This window comes from Streptomyces sp. NPDC004610, from assembly GCF_040609715.1.
GTDB lineage: Bacteria > Actinomycetota > Actinomycetes > Streptomycetales > Streptomycetaceae > Streptomyces.
In genome coordinates this window covers 192,888-212,837 of record NZ_JBEXLA010000006.1, presented here as the reverse complement: position 1 = coordinate 212,837, position 19,950 = coordinate 192,888, and the positions used below count along the sequence as shown (strand labels likewise).

At 71.7% G+C, this 19,950-nt stretch carries 18 protein-coding genes; 2 read left to right on the top strand and 16 right to left on the bottom strand.

Features of this window, described 5'->3' with window-relative positions:
* From ABZX40_RS08990 to ABZX40_RS08920, 15 genes are all read right to left on the bottom strand, one after another.
* Window positions 1-422, bottom strand: a 422-nt coding sequence (locus ABZX40_RS08990; RefSeq protein ID WP_355736632.1) for a DivIVA domain-containing protein, incomplete at its 3' end; no start/stop codon positions are given.
* A gap of 53 nt (window positions 423-475) precedes the next feature.
* The gene (locus ABZX40_RS08985) at window positions 476-760 is read right to left on the bottom strand and encodes a YggT family protein (RefSeq protein WP_355736629.1); all 285 of its coding nucleotides are present in this window, start codon (window positions 758-760) and stop codon (window positions 476-478) included.
* A 62-nt stretch (window positions 761-822) separates the two neighbouring features.
* Entirely contained in the window at window positions 823-1,473 is a 651-nt protein-coding gene (gene sepF / locus ABZX40_RS08980) for a cell division protein SepF (protein ID WP_355736627.1), read from the bottom strand.
* Window positions 1,474-1,602: 129 nt separating this feature from the next.
* The gene (locus ABZX40_RS08975) at window positions 1,603-2,322 is read right to left on the bottom strand and encodes a YggS family pyridoxal phosphate-dependent enzyme (RefSeq protein WP_355736624.1); all 720 of its coding nucleotides are present in this window, start codon (window positions 2,320-2,322) and stop codon (window positions 1,603-1,605) included.
* A 3-nt stretch (window positions 2,323-2,325) separates the two neighbouring features.
* Window positions 2,326-3,057 carry a peptidoglycan editing factor PgeF gene (gene pgeF, locus ABZX40_RS08970; protein ID WP_355736621.1) on the bottom strand — a complete coding sequence of 244 codons (732 nt, stop codon included), beginning with the start codon at window positions 3,055-3,057 and terminating at the stop codon, window positions 2,326-2,328.
* A complete protein-coding gene (gene ftsZ / locus ABZX40_RS08965; RefSeq protein ID WP_355736618.1) occupies window positions 3,054-4,241 on the bottom strand; it encodes a cell division protein FtsZ in 1,188 nt (395 codons plus the stop codon). The genes pgeF and ftsZ overlap by 4 nt, the downstream gene beginning before the upstream one ends.
* A gap of 277 nt (window positions 4,242-4,518) precedes the next feature.
* Window positions 4,519-5,313, bottom strand: coding sequence for an FtsQ-type POTRA domain-containing protein (locus tag ABZX40_RS08960; protein ID WP_355736616.1), 795 nt, complete (start codon window positions 5,311-5,313; stop codon window positions 4,519-4,521).
* A 30-nt stretch (window positions 5,314-5,343) separates the two neighbouring features.
* Entirely contained in the window at window positions 5,344-6,438 is a 1,095-nt protein-coding gene (murG, locus tag ABZX40_RS08955) for an undecaprenyldiphospho-muramoylpentapeptide beta-N-acetylglucosaminyltransferase (RefSeq protein WP_355736613.1), read from the bottom strand.
* Between the two features lie 6 nt (window positions 6,439-6,444).
* Window positions 6,445-7,803, bottom strand: coding sequence for a putative lipid II flippase FtsW (gene ftsW / locus ABZX40_RS08950; RefSeq protein WP_355736610.1), 1,359 nt, complete (start codon window positions 7,801-7,803; stop codon window positions 6,445-6,447).
* A gap of 107 nt (window positions 7,804-7,910) precedes the next feature.
* Window positions 7,911-9,368: a UDP-N-acetylmuramoyl-L-alanine--D-glutamate ligase gene (murD, locus tag ABZX40_RS08945; protein WP_355736607.1), complete on the bottom strand. Its 1,458-nt coding sequence runs from the start codon at window positions 9,366-9,368 to the stop codon at window positions 7,911-7,913.
* The gene (mraY, locus tag ABZX40_RS08940; protein ID WP_355736834.1) at window positions 9,350-10,441 is read right to left on the bottom strand and encodes a phospho-N-acetylmuramoyl-pentapeptide-transferase; all 1,092 of its coding nucleotides are present in this window, start codon (window positions 10,439-10,441) and stop codon (window positions 9,350-9,352) included. The genes murD and mraY overlap by 19 nt, the downstream gene beginning before the upstream one ends.
* Window positions 10,441-11,856, bottom strand: a complete 1,416-nt coding sequence (murF, locus tag ABZX40_RS08935; protein ID WP_355736604.1) for a UDP-N-acetylmuramoyl-tripeptide--D-alanyl-D-alanine ligase — start codon at window positions 11,854-11,856, stop codon at window positions 10,441-10,443. Before murF ends, mraY begins: the two co-directional genes overlap by 1 nt.
* 50 nt (window positions 11,857-11,906) lie before the next feature.
* Complete coding sequence (locus tag ABZX40_RS08930; protein WP_355736601.1) at window positions 11,907-13,604, bottom strand: UDP-N-acetylmuramoyl-L-alanyl-D-glutamate--2,6-diaminopimelate ligase; 1,698 nt, start codon at window positions 13,602-13,604, stop codon at window positions 11,907-11,909.
* Window positions 13,605-13,781: 177 nt separating this feature from the next.
* A complete protein-coding gene (locus ABZX40_RS08925; protein ID WP_355736599.1) occupies window positions 13,782-15,752 on the bottom strand; it encodes a penicillin-binding protein 2 in 1,971 nt (656 codons plus the stop codon).
* Complete coding sequence (locus tag ABZX40_RS08920) at window positions 15,749-16,345, bottom strand: septum formation initiator family protein (RefSeq protein ID WP_355736597.1); 597 nt, start codon at window positions 16,343-16,345, stop codon at window positions 15,749-15,751. Before ABZX40_RS08920 ends, ABZX40_RS08925 begins: the two co-directional genes overlap by 4 nt.
* Window positions 16,346-16,722: 377 nt before the next feature.
* On the opposite strand from ABZX40_RS08920, the gene ABZX40_RS08915 reads away from it, so the two are divergent.
* Complete coding sequence (locus tag ABZX40_RS08915; RefSeq protein WP_355736594.1) at window positions 16,723-17,094, top strand: hypothetical protein; 372 nt, start codon at window positions 16,723-16,725, stop codon at window positions 17,092-17,094.
* A 536-nt stretch (window positions 17,095-17,630) separates the two neighbouring features.
* Here ABZX40_RS08915 and rsmH read toward each other — a convergent pair.
* Window positions 17,631-18,590 carry a 16S rRNA (cytosine(1402)-N(4))-methyltransferase RsmH gene (gene rsmH, locus ABZX40_RS08910; RefSeq protein ID WP_355736591.1) on the bottom strand — a complete coding sequence of 320 codons (960 nt, stop codon included), beginning with the start codon at window positions 18,588-18,590 and terminating at the stop codon, window positions 17,631-17,633.
* Window positions 18,591-19,196: 606 nt separating this feature from the next.
* On the opposite strand from rsmH, the gene ABZX40_RS08905 reads away from it, so the two are divergent.
* A complete protein-coding gene (locus ABZX40_RS08905; RefSeq protein WP_355736588.1) occupies window positions 19,197-19,751 on the top strand; it encodes a carbonic anhydrase in 555 nt (184 codons plus the stop codon).
* The last annotated feature ends 199 nt before the right edge of the window (window positions 19,752-19,950 follow it).

Sequence of the window (19,950 nt, the reverse complement as noted above, 5' to 3'; positions counted from 1 at the left end):
CCCTGCGGGGGCATGCCGCCCTGCTGCTGCATCCCGCCCTGCTGCGGCATCCCCTGCGGGGGCATGCCGCCCTGCTGCTGCATCCCGCCCTGCTGCGGCATCCCCTGCGGGGGCATGCCGCCCTGCTGCTGCATCCCGCCCTGCTGGGGCATGCCGCCCTGCTGCTGCATCCCGCCCTGCTGGGGCATGCCGCCCTGCTGGTCCTGCGGCTCCGGGGGCTTGCGCATGTTCTGCTGGTTCTGCGCGGCGGCTCGGGTGGCCGCGGCCAGTTTGGCGCGCAGATCCTCGTTCTCACGGAGCAGCCGGGTCAGTTCGGCTTCGACCTCGTCGAGGAAGGCATCGACCTCGTCCTCGTCATAGCCTTCTCGGAGGCGGACGGTCGTGAACTGCTTGTTCCGCACATCCTCGGGGGTCAACGGCATCTCTTCACCTCAACGTAGTCGTCGGCAGTCGGCAAGACGGTAGTTCACATCGCTCACAGCCGGCTCACGATCCAGATCAGGATGTAGACGATGATCATCAGTACGAAGAAGGACAGGTCGAGCGCCACGCCCCCGAGACGCAGCGGCGGAATGAACCGCCGCAGAAGCTTGAGCGGTGGATCGGTGACAGTGTAGGTGGCCTCCAGAAGGACCACCATCGCCTTGCCGGGTTGCCATGAGCGGGCGAACTGGAACACGTAGTCCATGACCAGCCGGAAGATCAGCACGATGAGAAACACCATCAGCGCGATGTAGATGACATCCAGGACCACGCCCATGTTCGGTGCTTCCCTCTCCCCAGTCCGTTGCTCTTTTGTACCGCTGTTCCGGTTCGTACGTCTCAGCTCTGGTTGAAGAACCCGCCCTCTGCGATACGGGCCTTGTCCTCCGCCGTGACATCGACGTTAGCAGGCGACAACAGGAACACCTTCTGCGTCACCCGCTCGATACTGCCGTGAAGACCAAACACCAAACCGGCCGCAAAGTCGACAAGTCGCTTGGCGTCTGTGTCATCCATCTCAGTCAGATTCATGATCACCGGGGTGCCCTCACGGAAGTGTTCCCCGATGGTACGGGCCTCGTTGTAGGTCCGCGGGTGGAGTGTGGTGATCCGGTACGGCTCTCGTTCGGACACGACCTTGGGCATGATCACCGGTGCGTTCTTCTCCAGGGACTGACGTTCTTGTGTGATGGACGCCACGGGCGCGATACGCGCCGGACGTCCGGATTCCGCGGCCAGCGAAGAGGAGCGCGCCACCGGCTCGCGAGGCGCGGGCGGTTGAACGATTCGCACCTCTTCATCCCTTTGGGACTGATGCACCGCATGTGACTGATGGGACTGATGGGATGGTTCATGCCGTCGGTGGTCCCGCTCCGGCTCCGGGTCGAGTTCGGGCTCGAAGTCGTCATCGGGGTCGAAGCCCCGGCCGTCGTACCCATCGTCCTCCACGAGGCCGAGGTAGACCGCCATCTTGCGCATCGCGCCGGCCATGCTCTGAGTCCTCCGCTCTGTGGTGGATCGACTGACGACTGCCAAGTGCCCGCGATCCACGAGGTCGTTGCGCCCGCCTTTCGGCGGTATTGACCATATTTTCTGCTGTGGTCCGACTTCTTGGCGACGTTACCCGAGCCCGGGGCGGACTCCGAGTACCGCCGTACCGACGCGCACATGTGTCGCCCCGGCCGCCACGGCCTGCTCCAGGTCCGCACTCATCCCTGCCGAGACCATGGTCGCAGCCGGATGGGCCCGGCGCAGGTCGGTCGACAATTCCATCAACCGCCCGAACGCCGCCTCTTGCCGCCCCGCGAACGCGCCGGTCAGCGGGGCGACGGTCATCAGTCCGTCGAGCCGCAGCCCCGGCGACCGGGCGACGAGACCGGCCAACTCCTCGACGCCGCCCGGCGCCACACCCCCGCGCTCCCCCCGGCCGTCGGCGCCCGCGTCCAGGGCCACCTGGATCAGGCACCCCACCTCGCAACCGGCCCGGACCGCCTCCTTGGACAGGGCGGTGACCAGCCGGGACCGGTCGACGGACTGCACGAAGTCCGCGTAACCGAGCACGGAACGCACCTTGTTGGTCTGGAGCTGTCCGACGAAGTGCCACCTCAGCGGCAGGTCAGCGCAGTCCGCGGCCTTGGGTGCCGCGTCCTGGTCGCGGTTCTCGGCGACATCGCGCACCCCGAGTTCGCTGAGGATCCGCACATCGCTCGCCGGATAGGTCTTGGTGACGACGATGAGGGTCACGTCCCGGGGGTCGCGCCCGGCGGCTGCGCACGCGGCCTCGATGCGCTCCCGCACTCCCGCCAGATTCGCGGCGAGTTCACTCCTGCGGTCCGTCATGTCCTACCGGTCCAGCCAGACATAGCCCGCGAGCCGGCCCGTGGTCCGGTCGCGGCGGTACGAGAAGTGGTCGGGCGACTCCCGGGTGCACACCGGCGACCGCTCCAGGTCGCGCACTCCGGCGCGGGCGAGCTGGGCGTGCACCCCGGCGGCGACATCGACCGCGGGAGTGCCCCAACTCGTCACCGCGTGCGCCGCGGGTTCGACGGCGGCGACCTCGGCGCGCATCGGCTCCGGCACCTCGTAGCAGCGCCCGCAGACGGCCGGTCCGGTGCGGGCGACGATCCGGGCGGGGTCGGCGCCGCGGTCGGTCATCGCGCGTAGCGCGGCGGGGACCACCCCGGCCACCAGCCCGGGGCGCCCGGCGTGCGCCGCGGCGACGATCCCGGCGACCGGGTCGGCCAGCAGCACCGGGACGCAGTCGGCGGTCAGCACCGCGAGGGCGAGACCGCGTTCGGCGGTGACGAGCGCGTCGGCCTCGGGCACCGGGCGCTCGCCCCAGGGGCCGTCGGCCTCGGCGACCGTGTCGCCGTGCACCTGGTTCATCCAGACCACCCGGCCGGGGTCGATGCCCAGCGACTTGGCGGCCGTCTCCCGGTTGGCGGTGACCGCTCCGGGGTCGTCGCCGACCGCGCCGCCGAGGTTGAGCTCCTCATACGGAGCGGCGCTCACCCCGCCCCACCGGTCGGTGAAGGCGAAGTGCGCGCCGCTCACGTCTGTCTGCCGTCCTATCACTTCAGGAAGTCCGGCACGTCCAGCTCGATCTCCTCGGCCGCGCTGGAGTAGCTGCGGGAGGGCGGGACCGGCGGGGCGGAGTGGTCGGCGACCGGCTCCGGGGCGGGCTCCGGCTCCTCCTTGGGCTTGACGCTGCCGAGCGAGCCGAAGGAGGGGCGGCTCTCGGACTGCCGTACGGGAGCGGGCTCGTCGCGCTTGGCGCCGGCCGAGCTGAGGACGTCGCGCTTGGCGGGCGGCTGGCCGCCGTCGAAACCGGCGGCGATCACGGTGACCCGGACCTCGTCGCCGAGGGCGTCGTCGATGACCGCGCCGAAGATGATGTTGGCCTCGGGGTGGGCGGCCTCGCTGACCAGTTGGGCGGCCTCGTTGATCTCGAAGAGGCCCAGGTCGGAGCCGCCGGAGATGGAGAGCAGCACCCCGCGGGCGCCGTCGATGGAGGCTTCCAGCAGCGGCGAGGAGATGGCCATCTCGGCGGCGGCCACCGCGCGGTCGTCGCCGCGGGCCGAGCCGATGCCCATCAGGGCCGAACCGGCCTCGGACATGACCGACTTCACATCGGCGAAGTCGAGGTTGATCAGACCCGGTGTGGTGATCAGATCGGTGATGCCCTGGACACCGGAGAGCAGGACCTGGTCGGCCGACTTGAAGGCGTCCAGGACGGAGACCTGGCGGTCCGAGATGGACAGCAGCCGGTCGTTGGGGATGACGATGAGGGTGTCGACCTCTTCGCGGAGTTCGGCGATGCCGTCCTCGGCCTGGTTGGCCCGGCGCCGTCCCTCGAAGGTGAACGGGCGGGTGACCACGCCGATGGTCAGGGCGCCCAGCGAGCGGGCGATGTTGGCCACGACGGGGGCGCCGCCGGTGCCGGTGCCGCCGCCCTCGCCGGCCGTGACGAAGACCATGTCGGCCCCCTTGAGGACCTCCTCGATCTCCTCGCGGTGGTCCTCGGCGGCCTTGCGGCCGACGGCCGGGTTGGCTCCGGCGCCGAGTCCGCGGGTCAGTTCGCGGCCGACATCGAGTTTGACGTCGGCGTCGCTCATCAACAGCGCCTGGGCGTCGGTGTTGATGGCGATGAACTCGACGCCCTTGAGACCGACCTCGATCATCCGGTTGATGGCATTGACACCACCGCCGCCGACACCGATGACTTTGATGACTGCGAGGTAGTTCTGCGGTGCTGCCACGTCGAAGGCCTCTCGCCTCGATTACGTGTCGCCGTGTCGCGGTTCTCCGCGCTGTGGCGACTGATGCCGAATGGGACGGTCCGTAGCGCCGACCCGAACCCTAACCCTGAAGTTTAGGGTTACCAGTATGTCTGTTCCTTGAAGTCTTCTGAACAGGACAGTAAGTCGACAAGTGGCGCCCGTTCAACGAACACGCCGAACCTCCCGTTTTTCTTTTCACCCTATGTGATCAGCCGTAGCGCTGCCCAACCAGGGTGCTGAACTGCACGGATGTACGTCAACTCGCTGAAGCGGCAGGGGCGGTGGGAACACTGACGTCGAAGTGCCGGGCGTCCGGCTCGGCTTTCATCAGAGCCGTCAGCGTACGGGCCTTCGCGGCGCCCTGCTCGGCGCTCCCCCAGGCGATCGTGCGCCGGTCCGTCAGCTCCAGCGAGATGTCGTCGTAGGAACGGACCTTGACCACCCGGGTCACCCGGGCCACGGACGCCGGTACGGAGGCGGTCACCCGGACCGCCTCGCGCATCAGCCGGGCCTCGCCGAAGCGGCGCGCGCTCGCCGCCGCCGAACCCGTCCGGGCGACGGTCAGTTCCAGCAGCGGAACGCCTTTCGGCGCCTTGGAAACCGTGGCGAACCGGACACCGCCGTCGTCCACTTCCGTGAACTTCCCGGCGCTTTCGACCAGGAGTACGGCGGTGCGTTCGGTCACCTTCAACGAGATTCCGTGCGGCCAGGCGCGGACCACGTCCACGGTGTCGATGCGGGGCAGTTCTCGCCGGAGCCGGGCCTCGATGGCATCGGTGTCGACGGAGATCAGCGGCGCCCCGAGCGGGACGTCGGCCGCCTCGCTGATCTGCTCGCGGGTGAGGTCCCGGGCCCCGGAGACGGAGACCCGCTCCACCCGCGCCCACTGCGACCCGTACAGCACCCACAACCCGCCGCCGGTGAGCAGGGTCAGGCAGACGGCGAGGATGATGATCGTACGAAGCCGGAGTGCGCGCAGGCGCCGGGGTGGTGGCGGGCCGGACGACTCCTGCTGGCGTTGTCCGCGCTCGGCGGTCGTCGTTCCGGCCACGCTTCCTGCCTTTCGCCCTACTCGGGCCTGCTAGCGGTGGGCACGGGCGGCGATCGCCTCGTACACCATGCCGACCAGGAGGTCGTCGGCGTCCCGGCGGCCGAACTCCCCGGCGGCGCGGGACATCTCGTACAGCCGGTGCGGGTCGGCGAGGACGGGGAGCACGTTCTCCCGCACCCAGTCCGGGGTGAGTTCCGCGTCGTCGACCAGCAGTCCCCCACCGGCCTTGACCACCGGCTGGGCGTTCAGCCGCTGCTCGCCGTTGCCGATGGGCAGCGGGACATAGGCGGCGGGGAGCCCGACGGCGGAGAGTTCGGCGACGGTCATCGCGCCCGCGCGGCAGAGCATCATGTCGGCCGCCGCGTACGCGAGGTCCATCCGGTCCACGTAACTTACCGGGATGTACGGGGGCATTCCCGGCATCTGCTGTACCTGCGGCAGTTCGTTCTTGGGACCGACCGCGTGCAGGATCTGGATTCCGGCCTGCTGGAGCCAGGGGGCGACCTGCTGGACCACCTCGTTGAGCCGGCGGGCGCCCTGGGAGCCGCCGGAGACCAGCAGGGTGGGGAGGTTCGGGTCCAGGCCGAACAGCGCGCGGGCCTCCGGGCGGACGGCGGCCCGGTCCAGGGTGGCGATGGTGCGGCGCAGCGGGATGCCGATGTAGCGGGCGCCGCGCAGCTTGCTGTCCGGGGTGGAGACGGCGACCTGGGCCGCGTAGCGCGAGCCGATCTTGTTGGCCAGGCCGGGGCGGGCGTTCGCCTCGTGGATGATGATCGGCACGCCGAGCCGCTTGGCGGCGAGATAGCCGGGCAGCGCCACATAGCCGCCGAAGCCGACGACCGCGTCGGCCCTGGTGCGCTCCAGGATCTGCTCCGCGGCCTTGATCGTGCCCCGCAGCCGGCCCGGGACGGTGATCAGCTCGGGGGTCGGCCGGCGCGGCAGCGGGACCGCCGGGATCAGCGCCAGCTCATAGCCGCGCTCCGGGACGAGCTTGGTCTCCAGTCCGCGTTCCGTGCCCAGGGCCGTGATGCCCGTGGCCGGATCCTGCCTGCGCAGGGCGTCCGCGAGGGCGAGCGCGGGCTCGATGTGGCCGGCGGTCCCCCCACCGGCGAGTACGACATGCACCGAAATTCACCGCTCTCCGGACGTACGCGCCGCCGAGGCACGCCGTCGCATCGTGTTCCATCTCCGAGGCCCCCGCTCCAGCATGGCGCCTCCCGCCCGCTTTCTACCAAAGCGGGGCTGCCGCATGGCAAGCGCCGACCGCGTAGCGGGCTCGTCGCGCGCGAAGGCGATCAGCAGCCCGATGGCGAACATGGTCGGCAGCAGGGCGGATCCCCCGTAGGAGAACAGCGGGAGCGGGACACCGGCGATCGGCAGCAGACCGAGCACCGCACCCATGTTGACCACGGCCTGGGCCGTGATCCAGGTGGTCACGCCTCCCGCGGCATACCTGACGAAGGGGTCCTCCGTACGGCCGGCCACGCGGATGCCCGCATAGCCTAGAGCGGCGAACAGGGCGAGCACCGACAGCGTCCCCGCGAGCCCCAGTTCCTCACCGGTGACGGCGAAGATGAAGTCGGTGTGCGCCTCGGGGAGTTGGCCCCATTTTTCCACACTGGCCCCGAGGCCGGAACCGAAGAGTCCGCCGGAGGCCAGGGCGTAGATGCCGTGCACGGCCTGCCAGCAGCTGTCGTTCGGGCCGGGCTCGGTGGCGCCGATGCAGGCCAGCCGGGCCATCCGGTTGGGGCTGGTCCTGATCAGGATCGCACCGAGCAGCGCGGCGACCGACAGCACCCCGACGAAGAGCCGGGTGGGGGCGCCGGCCAGCCACAGCAGACCGAACAGGATCGCCGAGAGGATGATCGCGGTGCCCATGTCGCCGCCGAGCATGATCAGCCCGAGCAGCATGAAGGCGACCGGGACCAGCGGCACCAGCATGTGCTTCCACTGGGCGAGCAGCTTCTTGTCCTGTTTGCGGGCCAGCAGATCGGCGCCCCACAGCACCAGTGCCAGCTTGCCGAACTCGCTGGGCTGGAGCTGGAAGGAGCCGCCGAGGGGGATCCAGTTCTGGTTGCCGTTGACCGCGACCCCTATCCCGGGCACCTGGACCAGCGCCATCGCGAAGACGGCCCCGGCGAGGATCGGGTAGGCGAGCGCCCGGTGCAGTTTCACCGGCATCCGCGAGGCCGCGAGCAGCAGAACGCCCCCGATGGACGCGGCGAGGAGCTGCTTGCGGAAGAAGTAGGAGCCGGGCAGCGACATCTGGAGCGCGGTGATCTGGGAGGCCGAGTAGACCATCACCAGCCCCAGGACGATGATCAGCAGCGCGCCGCCCATGATCAGGTAGTACGCGGTCAGCGGCCGGTCCCAGGCGCGGCGGGCGCGGGTGTGGAGCCGCAGGACCGGGTTCTCGCGCGGCGCCCGCGGGGGCGACGGGCGTCGGACGGTCCGCTGCACCGGGGGGCGGCCTGTACGGCTACCGGACATGACCGGCTCCTCCCGACCTCAGCCTCATGCGCGTCACCCGAGTCACCCCGTGCCTCCAAGGGTCCCGAAGCGGGGTCCGGAGCACCCCGCGGGGCCGGGACCCGCCGTCAGGCGCCTGCGCCGAGTCCGCGGACGGCCGCCGCGAACGCGTCACCGCGCTGGTTGTAGTTGGTGAACATGTCCATGGAGGCGCAGGCCGGGGCCAGCAGCACCGTGTCGCCGGGCCGAGCCAGCCGCTTCGCCTCCGTCACCGCCTGGAGCATCGCCCCAGTGTCGGTCCGGTCGAGGTCGACGACGGGTACTTCCGGCGCGTGTCGCGCAAGGGCGTCCCGGATGAGGGCACGGTCGGCGCCGATCAGCACGGCGGCCCGCAGCCGGGCGGCGGAACGGGCGACCAGTTCGTCGAAGGTGGCGCCCTTCGCGAGGCCGCCCGCAATCCATACGATCGGGTCATATGCCGCCAAGGAGGCTTCGGCGGCATGGGTGTTGGTGGCCTTGGAGTCGTCCACATAGGAGACGCCGTCCACGTCCGCCACATGCTCGATGCGGTGCGGGTCCGGGGCGAAGGCGCGCAGCCCGTCCCGGACCGCCTTGGCGGGGACGCCGTAGGCGCGGGCCAGGGCCGCCGCGGCCAGGGCGTTGGCGATGTTGTGCGGGGCGGGCGGGTCGATGTCGGCGACCTCGGCCAGCTCCTGGGCGCTCTGCTGCCGGTCGGCGACGAAGGCCCGGTCGACCAGGAGGCCGTCCACGACGCCGAGTTGGGAGGGGGCCGGGGCGCCCAGGGTGAAGCCGACGGCGCGGCAGCCCTCCTCGACGTCCGCCGCGCGCACCAGGTCCTCGGTGGCCTTGTCGGCCACGTTGTAGACACAGGCGACGCGGTTGCCCTCGTAGATACGGCCCTTGTCGTGGGCGTACGCCTCCATGGAGCCGTGCCAGTCGAGGTGGTCGGGGGCGAGGTTGAGGACGGCGGCGGAGTGGGCGCGCAGGGAGGGCGCCCAGTGCAGCTGATAGCTGGACAGCTCGACGGCGAGGACGTCGTAGGGCTCCTCGGCGAGGACGGCGTCCAGCAGGGAGACGCCGATGTTGCCGACGGCGGCGGTGCGCAGGCCCGCCGCCGTGAGGATCGAGGCGAGCATCCGGACGGTGGTGGTCTTGCCGTTGGTGCCGGTGACGGCGAGCCAGGGGGCTGCTTTTCGGCCGTCCAGGCCCCGCAGCCGCCAGGCCAGTTCGACATCGCCCCAGACCGGGACGCCGGCCTCGGCCGCGGCGGCGAACAGGGGCTTGCCGGGCTGCCAGCCGGGCGCGGTGACGATCAGCTCGGTGCCCTCGGGCAGGGTGGCGCCGTCGCCGAGCCGGACGGTGACGCCCAGCGCGGTCAGTTCGGCGGCCTGGGCGCGGGCCCGCTCGTCGTCGCCGTCGTTGACGACGGTGACCCGGGCGCCGAGCCCGGCGAGCACCTTGGCCGCCGGGACGCCGGAGACGCCGAGCCCGGCGACCGTGACGCGCCTGCCCTGGAATTCCACTGGCCCTTCGGGCACCGAGGAGGTCACTTGTCCGCTGCCCATCCCGCATAGAAGAGGCCCAGTCCGACGATCACACAGATGCCCTGGATGATCCAGAAGCGGACCACCACCAGGACTTCGGACCAGCCCTTGAGTTCGAAGTGGTGCTGGAGTGGCGCCATCCGGAAGACGCGTTTCCCGGTCATCCGGAAGGAACCGACCTGGATGACCACCGACATGGTGATGAGGACGAACAGACCGCCGAGGATGGCGAGCAGCAGCTCGGTGCGGGAGCAGATCGCGAGACCGGCCAGCACACCGCCGAGCGCCAGCGAACCGGTGTCGCCCATGAAGATCTTGGCCGGTGAGGTGTTCCACCACAGGAAGCCGAGGCAGGAGCCCATCAGCGCGGCGGAGACCACCGCGAGGTCCAGTGGATCGCGCACCTCGTAGCAGGCGCCCGGGTTGGTCAGGGCGCCCGCGTTGGCGCAGGACTCCTGGAACTGCCAGACACCGATGAAGGTGTAGGCGCCGAAGACCAGGACGGAGGCGCCGGTGGCGAGGCCGTCCAGACCGTCCGTCAGATTCACGCCGTTCGACATCGCCAGGATCATGAACAGCGCCCACACCACGAACAGCACCGGGCCGATGGTCCAGCCGAAGTCGGTGATGAAGGAGAGCTTGGTGGAGGCGGGGGCGTTGCCCCGGCTGTCGGCGAACTGGAGGGCCAGCACCGCGAAGGCGATACCGACGATCAGCTGCCCGGCCATCTTCGCCTTGGCCCGCAGCCCCAGCGAACGCCGTTTGACGATCTTGATGTAGTCGTCCAGGAACCCGACCAGGCCCATCCCGACCATCAGACCGAGCACCAGCAGACCCGAGTAGGTCGGCGCCGCGTCCGTCTCCGGGTCCGTCCAGCCGGTGACGACCTTCGCCAGGAAGTAGGCGGCGACGGTGGCGAAGATGAAGGCGATACCGCCCATCGTCGGCGTACCGCGCTTGCTGGCGTGCTCGCGCGGGCCGTCGTCGCGGATGTACTGGCCGTAGCCCTTGCGGGCCAGCAGCTTGATCAGCAGCGGGGTGCCGATCAGCGTCAGAAACAGACCAATGACTCCTGCGAACAGGATCTGCTTCATCATCGGGCGGCCACCTCACCCTCGGCACCCGTGGCGAGCAGCGCCTCGGCGACACTCTCCAGGCCGACCGATCGGGACGCCTTCACGAGGACGACGTCCCCCGGGCGCACCTCGCTGCGCAACAGGTCGACCGCCGCCTGTGCGTCGGACACGTGCACCGACTCCTCACCCCACGAACCCTCGTTATATGCGCCCAGTTGCAGCCAGGCGGCTTCCCTGCCCCCGACCGCGACGAGCTTGCTGACGTTGAGCCGGACGGCGAGCCGCCCGACCGCGTCGTGCTCGGTGAGCGCCTCGTCCCCCAGTTCGGCCATCGGGCCGAGCACGGCCCACGTACGACGCCCCTTGCCCATGGCCACGAGCGCGCGCAGAGCGGCTCGCATGGACTCGGGGTTCGCGTTGTAGGCGTCGTTGACGACCGTGACGCCGTCCGGGCGCTCGGTGACCTCCATCCGCCAGCGGGAGAGGGAGCCAGCCCCGGAGAGCGCGAGGGCGATCTCCGGTGCGGACATGCCCAGCTCATGGGCGACGGCGGCGGCGGCGAGCGCGTTCGACACGTGGTGCTCACCGTACAGGCGCATGGTCACATCACTGCACCCGGAGGGTGTGTGAAGGGTGAAGGCGGGCTGCCCACTGTCCGTGAGTCGTACGTTCTCGGCCTGAACGTCCGCTTCGTCGCTCTCCCCGAAGAGCAGGACTCTGGCCTCGGTGCGGGCGGCCATGGCCCGGACGAGGGGGTCGTCGGCGTTGAGGACCGCCACGCCTCCCTCGCCGGCCGGGGGCAGGGCCTCGACCAGTTCGCCCTTGGCCTCGGCGATCTGCTCCCGGCCGCCGAACTCGCCGATGTGGGCGGTGCCGACGTTGAGCACGAGGCCGATCCGAGGGGGCGTCAGACCGGTGAGGTAGCGGATGTGGCCGATGCCGCGGGCGCCCATCTCCAGCACCAGGAAACGGGTCTCGGCAGTGGCGGTGAGCGCGGTGAGCGGCAGCCCGATCTCGTTGTTGAGCGAGCCCGGGGTCCAGACGGTCGGTGCCGCGCGCTGGAGCACCTGGGCGATCAGGTCCTTGGTGCTGGTCTTGCCGGCCGAGCCGGTGAGGGCGACGAGGGTGGCGCCGAGCCGGGCGACGACCTCGCGGGCGAGGGCGCCCAGCGCGGCCTGGACGTCGTCCACGACGATCGCGGGCACCCCGACCGGGCGGGCGGCCAGGACGGCGACGGCTCCCGCCGCCACCACGTCCCGGGCGAAGTCGTGTCCGTCGACGCGTTCGCCGGCGAAGGCGACGAACAGGCTGCCGGGCACCGCCTCGCGGGAGTCCCGGACCACGGGCCCGGTGACCCGGACCGACGGATCCGGTATGTCGTACGTCTGCCCGCCGACGACTGCTGCGATCTCGGCGAGGGAGAGGGCGATCACAAGTTCATCCCTGGGTCGTGTGGATTCTCATCCCCGGGTCTTCTGGATTCTCATCCCTGGGCTTGCGGTCCCCGGGCTTCGGGTCCCTGGGTCGTCCGGATGGCCTCGCGCAGCACCAGGCGGTCGTCGAAGGGGCGTACCACCCCGGCGATGTCCTGGCCCTGCTCATGGCCCTTGCCCGCGACCAGCACGGTGTCCCCGGGCCGGGCACGGCCCACCGCGGCGGCGATGGCGGCGGCGCGGTCCTCGAACAGGAGCACCTCGCCGCGCTCATGGGCGGGCACCGAGGCGGCACCCTGGAGCATGGTCGCGAGGATCGCCAGGGGGTCCTCGGAACGGGGGTTGTCGGAGGTCAGTACGGCCGTGTCGGCGAGCCGGGCCGCGGCGGCGCCCATGGGGGCGCGTTTGGTGGTGTCCCGGTCGCCGCCGCAGCCGAGGACGATGTGCAGCCGGCCCTTGGTGACCTTGCGCAGGGACTTCAGCACGGACTCGACGGCGTCGGTCTTGTGCGCGTAGTCGACCACCGCCAGATAGTCCTGGCCCTCGTCGACCCGCTCCAGTCGGCCCGGTACCCCGGGCACGGCGGCGATGCCGTCGGCGGCCGTCTGCGGGTCGAGCCCGGCCGCGGCCAGGGCGACCAGCGCGGCGAGGGTGTTGGCCACGTTGAAGGGGCCGGGCAGCGGTGAACGGGCCGCGATCCGCAGCCCGCCGGGGCCGACCGCGGTGAACGGCGAGTCCAACGGGCCCACCGAGACGTTCTCGGCGCGCCAGTCGGCGTCCGGGTGGCCCTCGGCGGAGTAGGTGACGACCGGGACGCCGGCCTCGGCCGCGAGTCTGCGGCCGTACGCGTCGTCCAGGTTGACCACCCCGAGCCTGCTGCGCGCCGGGGTGAACAGCTGGGCCTTGGCCTGGAAGTAGTCCTCCATCCCGGAGTGGAACTCCATGTGCTCCGGGCTGAGGTTGGTGAACACCGCGATGTCGAAGACACAGCCGTCGACCCGGCCGAGGACCAGGGCGTGGCTGGAGACCTCCATGGCGACCGCCTCGGTGCCACGCTCGCGCGCCACCGCGAACAGGGCCTGGAGGTCGGTGGCCTCGGGGGTGGTGCGCTCCGACTTGATGCGCTCGTCGCCGATCCGGGTCTCGACGGTGCCGATCAGCCCGGTGGCGCGGACCGTGCGCAGTCCGCCCTCGACGAGATAGGCGGTGGTGGTCTTGCCGGAGGTGCCGGTGATGCCGATCTGGAGCAGATCGCGGCCGGGGTGGCCGTAGATCGTGGCGGCCAGTTCGCCCATCACGGCGGCCGGGTGGTCCACCACCAGGACCGGCAGTCCGGTGGTGGCGGCGCGCTCGGCGCCGGCCGGGTCGGTGAGGACCGCCGCCGCGCCGAGTCCGGCGGCCTGGGTGACGAAGTCGGCGCCGTGCACTCGGGCGCCGGGGCGGGCCACATAGAGGTCGCCGGGGCGGACGGCGCCCGAGACATGGGTGATGCCGGTGATGCCGGCGGTGTCCCCGGGCGCGGTGACATCGAGCTGGGCGGCGAGTTCCGCGAGGGGTGTGGCGGAGACCCGGTCCGGCCGGGGCGGGCCCGGAGGGGCCGGGGGTTGGCCCTTCTGGGTGGTTTGGGACTGATCAGCGTGTGGCACGGCGGTGAGCGTACCGGGCGTACCCGGCCGCGGGCGAAGTGAGGGGCCGGGCGACCCGGGGGGCGGTCCTTGGTTCCCGGGATCCGGGGTGATCGTTGTCACGAGGTGGTTCCTGGTGGTTCCGGTGGCGCGGGTGCTCCGCCGTGGCGGGTGTGCTCGGTACTGCCTGGTACGGGGTTCGGTGCTGCTCGGTGCTGCCTGTACGGGGTTCGGTGCTGCTCGGCGTTGCTCGGCGGGGGGGGTCGGTACTGCTTCGTCAGGGGTTCGGTGCTCGGTGGGTCAGGGGCTGAAGGTGACGGGCAGTCTCGGCGGGTCGGTTCCCGACGGGGGCACCTGGAGGGTCTTCAGCGCGAACTCCATGACCTCCTTGTAGACCGGTCCGCAGATCTGGCCGCCGAAGTAACTGCCCTCGGTGGCGTTCTGGATGGCGCAGTAGACGGTGACCCGGGGCTGGTCGGCGGGGGCGAACCCGGCGAAGGACGAGGTGTAGCCGCGGTACTGGCCGGTGGCCGGATCCACTCGGTTGGCGGTACCGGTCTTGCCCGCGACCCGGTAACCGGGGATGCGCGCCTTGGTGCCGGTGCCCTCCTGGTCGTCCACCACGGACTCCAGCATCCGGGACAGCGTCGTGGCGGTCTTCTCGCTGACGACCCTGGTCTCCTCGGGCTTCTCGGCCGGGGTGAAGCGCCCGTCGGGCCCCTTGGTGCCGCGTACGAGGGTCGGCTCGATCCGGACACCGCCGTTGGCGATGGTCGAGTAGACGGAGGCCGCCTGCATCGCGTTGAGGGACACGCCCTGGCCGAAAGGAATCGTGTACTGCTGCGAGGTGGACCACTGGTCGGGCGGCGCGAGGATGCCCTTGGTCTCGCCGGGGAAACCGAGCCCGGTGTAGCCGCCGAGGCCGAACTTGCGCAGATAGGAGTAGAGGATCTCGTTGGACTCGGCCTGGTTCGCGCCGAGCTGGCCGGTGGCCAGGATGGTGCCGATGTTGCTGGACTTGGCGAGGACGCCGTTGAGCGTCAGATACCAGGTGGGGTGGTCGATGTCGTCGCGGAAGAGCCGGTCGCCCCGCTGGAGCCGGTTCGGCACGGTGACATGCGTGGCCGGCGTGGCGACGTTCTCCTCCAGGACGGCGGCCATGGACATCACCTTGGCGGTGGAGCCGGGCTCGTAGGCGTCCTGGACGGCCGCGTTGCCGAGGTTGGCGGACTCGGCCTTGGAGAGGTCGTTGGGGTCGAAGCCAGGTGAGTTGGCCATGGCGAGGATCTCGCCGGTCCGGGTGTCCTGGACGATCACATAGCCGCGGTCGGCCTTGGACTCGGCGACCTGCTCGCTGATGGCGTTCTGGGCGGCCCACTGGATGTCCCGGTCGATGGTCAGCTCGACATCGCTGCCGGGCACGGCGGGCGTCTCGGTGGAGCCCGCGGTGGGCACCTGGAGCCCGCCGGACTGGGCGTAGCGGATCTTGCCGTCCTCACCGGCCAGGGTGCCGTTCAGCTGCTGCTCCACCCCGCCGCCGCCCTTGCCGTCGGCGTTGACCCAGCCCAGTATCCCGGCGGCGAGATCGGCGTTCGGGTAGACCCGCTTGCTGCTGGCGACGGCGAGCACCCCGGCGAGGACGTTGACGGTGGCCTTGTCGGCCTCCGCCTTGCCCGCCAGCGCCGACTTCAGGTCCTTGATCTGCTTCCAGACCTGCGGGGTCTGCCGGCTGGCGAGCTTGACGTAGCGCAGCTCCTTGTTGGCCGGGCGCAGCAGCTCGGCGATGTCGGCCTGGTCGCGGCCGAGGATGGGCGCGAGCAGCGCGGCGGCCTGCTCGGGCCCGTCGTCGATCTTCAGCTGCTCACGGGTGAAGAGGGTCGGGTCGGCGGTGATGTCGTACGCGTCGACGCTGGTCGCCAGCTCCACGCCGTTGCGGTCGGTGATCCCGCCGCGCTCGGCGGCCAGGACGTAGTGGACATAGCGGTTGGCCTCGGCCTTGGCGGCGTAGGTGCCCGCGTCGATGGCCTGCACCTGGAGCAGCCGGACCACGAAGACGGACAGGACGAGGGTCAGCGCGACGCCGACCAGCCGCAGCCGGGGGCGGGGGCTGCCCAGCCGGATGGTGCGCGGGCCGGGTGGCCTGCGGGGCGCGGCGGGCCGCCGGACGGGCCGGGCGCCGGGCCCCGGACGCTGCCGGCCCACGGATCGGTCGGACCGTACGGGGCCGGGCACGCGCCGGCGCGGCGCTTCCCTGTCGGACACTTCCGTCACCTGCCGGGGGTCGGGGGCGCGGCGGGGGCGCCTGCGCTTGAGGGGGTGGGAGTGGGGGTGGGGGTGAGGGTGGAGGGTGCTGGTGGGGTGCCTGCGGTTGCCGGGGGCACCGGGGGCGGGGTCGCTGTCGTCGCCGGGGTCGCCGTCGGGGTCCGGGTGGCTCCGGTGGCGGGGGGCATCGCCTCGGGGGCCAGGACGAGGGGGTCGCGGGCGGAGGCGGGCTCGGCGGCGGGCGAGGGAACGCCCCTGACCTTGCCGTCGGCGCCGAGGAAGGCGGGGTCGCCGCCGGGGACCATGCCCAGCTCGCGGGCGCGGCGCTGGAGGGCCTGGGGGGCGGAGTAGGCGTCGATGTCCCGCTGGAGCGCCTGCTGCTCGTCGGTGAGCGCCTTGGTGTCCCGCTGGAGGTCCGCCAGCCGGAAGGAGCCCTCGCTGAGCGCGGAGTTGAGCACCAGCAGCCCGATCAGCCCACCGCCGAGCAGCACGACGACGAGCAGCACGAACGGGGTGCGGGCCGCGTGCGCCTGCCCCCGCCCGGCCGGAAACAGCCGCGCCAGCCGGGCGGCCCTGCCCCGCAACTCCGGTTTCCCACTCACGGACGCTCCTTGGGCTGCCGGGGGGTGGCTGTCCTGGCGGGGTGGGTGGGTGTTCTGGCGGGGTGGGGGGTTGTTCTGGCGGGGGGAGGGGCCGTCGCGGCGGAGTGGGGAGCCGTCCCGGCGGGGTGGAGGGCCGTCGCGGCGGGGTGAGGGGCCGTCCCGGCGGAGTGAGGGGCCATCCCGGCGGAGTGGAGGGCCGTCCCGGCGGAGTGGAGGGAGAGGGTGGGGGCAGGGGGATCGGTGTGGGGGTGGGGTGGGTGGCTCGTCGCGCGGGGGTGCGGTGGGTGGCCGGTCGCCTGGAGGTGCGGTGGGCGAGCGGTCGTATGGGGGCGCGGTGCGCTGCCGGTTGCGCGGAGGCTCGGGGTGAGACCGCCCGCTTGGGGGTGTGGCGGGCGATCGTCGCCCTGGGGGCCTGCCGGGCAGGCGGCTGTCCGGGGGGCTGGTACGCGAACGGGCGCCTGGGGGCACGGTCGGCGATCGCCGCCCTGGAGAAGGCCCGCCGGGCAGCCGCCCGTCTGAAGGACCGGTACACGAACAGGCGCCTGGAGGCACGATCGGCGATCGCCGCCCTGGAGAAGGCCCGCCGGGCAGCCGCCCGTCTGAAGGACCGGTACACGAACGGGCGCGTGGGCCTGCGGTCGGCGACCGTCACCGTGGAAGCCCGCCGGGCAACCACCCACTTGGGGGCCCGGTCGGGAACGGTGATCCTGGAGGCCGGGTCGTCGGCCCTCGTCCGTCCCAGGGCGTGACGGGCAACCACCCGCCGGGGAGCCCGATAGGCGACCCTCCGCCCATGGGCCCGGTGTGCACCCACCCGCCCGGAGGCGCGATCGGCGACCGTCACCCTGGAAGCCCACCGGGCAACCGCCCTCCAGACCCCCCGACAAGGGACCGCAACCCCGGAAGCCCGACCGGCAACCGAGCCCCTGGAGGCCCGACCGGCAACCGCCCGCCCCGGGACGAGACGGGCACCCGCCCGCCCGAAGGTGCCGTACACGACCACCCACCCCGGACTCCCGTCCGCAACCACCCGCCCAGGAACCCGGTACGGAACAACCCACCTGGGGCCCCGGTACGGAACAACGCGCCCAGGACCCCTGTACGCAACAACCCACCCAGAACCCCGTTACACAGCCCCGCCCCCGGAACCCCGGTACCCGACCCCCCGTCCAGAGCCCCGCGACACGCAACCCCGTCCAGAGCCCCGCCACGCACACCCCCGCACGGGCCCCCGGCCCGCCCACAACCGCGTTCCTCTTGCCCTCGTCGCCCACTGCCCCGTGGCTCACCCGACGTCCTCCCTGACGCGCTCCGCCGCGCGCAGCCGTGCCGGGGCCGCCCGGCGGTTGGTGGCGACCTCTTCCTCGCCCGGAAGTTCGGCACCGCGCGTGAGCAGCTTGAGCCGGGGCTGGTAGCGCTCGGGGACGACCGGCAGGCCGGGCGGGGCGGTGGAGGCGGCGCCGGCCGCCAGGACCTGCTTGACCAGCCGGTCCTCCAGGGACTGGTAGGACAGGACCGCGATCCGTCCGCCCACGGCGAGCGCGGCCACCGCCGCCGGGATCGCCCGCTCCAGGACAGTCAGTTCGCCGTTGACCTCGATCCGCAGGGCCTGGAACGTGCGCTTGGCGGGGTTGCCGCCGGTGCGCTTGGCGGCCTGCGGCAGGGCGTCGCGGATCAGCTCCACCAGCCGGGCGCTGGTCGTGAACGGCTCCCGCTCCCGCTCCCGTACGACCGCCGCGACGATCCGCTTGGCCTGCTTCTCCTCGCCATAGGCGCGCAGGATGCGGACCAGGTCGCCGGGGGGATAGGTGTTCAGGACCTCGGCGGCGCTCACACCGGTCGTCTGGTCCATCCGCATGTCCAGGGGCGCGTCCTGGGCGTAGGCGAAGCCCCGGTCGGCCTCGTCGAGCTGCATGGACGACACGCCGAGGTCGAAGAGAACGCCCTGCACGCGCGCGAGTCCGAGTCTGTCCAGGACGTCGGGCAGTTCGTCGTAGACCGCGTGGACCAGGGTGGCGCGGTCGCCGTAGGGCGCCAGGCGCTCACCGGAGAGGCGCAGGGCCTCCTTGTCGCGGTCCAGGGCGACGAGGCGGGCCTCGGGGAAGCGGGCGAGCAGCGCCTCGCTGTGCCCGCCGAGGCCGAGGGTGCAGTCGACGACGACCGCGCCGGGCCGCTCCAGTGCGGGGGCCAGCAGGTCCAGGCAGCGCTGGAGCATCACCGGGACATGTCGACTCTCGCTGCTCACAGGGGCCTCTCAGATCCGGCGGGGCGGTACGCACCGCCGGGTCCCCGCCCGCTCGACAAGGCGAGGGCCGCCGGCGCCCGGGGGCGTCGGCCGACCGGAGACGGGTGGCGGCCGAGCCGTGCGTACGCGCCGCGCACGCCGCGAGATCCACCGGTGAATACCGAGGTCACCGGGGGTCTCAGGGAGTTCTCAAGGGGGTCTCGGTACAGCTGGGGAGCCTCGCCTCCCGCTCCGCGTCACTTTAGTCCACGGTTGCGCCCGGTCAATCAACCGGCCTGCGCGTCGCGGCGGGCGCTGCGCGCACCGCGTACGGGGGACGAAGATCACTCGTCCGGCGGACGGTACGGCCCCCGCGCGGGTGGTCCCGGCCGCGCGCCGGGTGCGCCGGGGGGAGGGCCCACGGGCGGCCGGGGGGAGGGCCCACGGGCGGCCGGGGGGGCGGTCCATGGGCGGCCGGGGCGGCGGGCCCGCCGGGGAACGAGGGGTGGACGCAGGGTGACGTACCCGGCACGGAGGCTGTGTATCGGCTCACAACTTGGTCCGATGACGTCCTTTGTCCTCTCCCACCACAGGACCGGACCGCCTGTGACCAGTACCGTCATAGGCATGACGACTTCTGCATCGGTTCCCGCCGGACCCGAGAGCGCCATAGCCCGCACCGGCACCGGCACTGTCACCGACCGACTGGTCGAGGCCAACGGGCGCTACGCCGACGCGTTCACCGATCCGGGCATGGACGCCCGGCCGGTGCTCCAGGTCGCCGTGGTGGCCTGCATGGACGCGCGTCTCGACCTGCACGCCGCGCTGGGCCTCGAACTCGGCGACTGCCACACCATCCGCAACGCGGGCGGTGTCGTCACCGACGACGTGATCCGCTCCCTGACCATCAGCCAGCGCGCCCTGGGCACCCGCAGCGTCGTGCTCATCCATCACACCGGGTGCGGCCTGGAATCGCTGACCGAGGAGTTCCGGCACGACCTGGAGATGGAGGTCGGCCAGCGCCCCGCGTGGGCGGTGGAGGCGTTCCGCGATGTCGACCAGGACGTCCGGCAGTCGATGCAGCGGGTGCGCACCTCGCCGTTCCTGGTGCACACCGACGATGTGCGCGGCTTCGTCTTCGACGTACGGTCCGGTCTGCTGCGGGAGATCGACCCGGAGTAGGGCCGTGACCGGCCGCGCGGACGCTCGTTCTTCACCGAACTCCGGCCGTCCGGTGCACAAAAGGGCAACAAACACCGCATATCACTTCCAGTTGTCCGCAGTCGAGTGACACGAACAGGTAACGGCAACCAGAATGCGGTGATGGAGCCCTGCGGAACTTTTCCCGCGTGGTGTTCGTGTTTGGGGTGGGCCGGCCGCG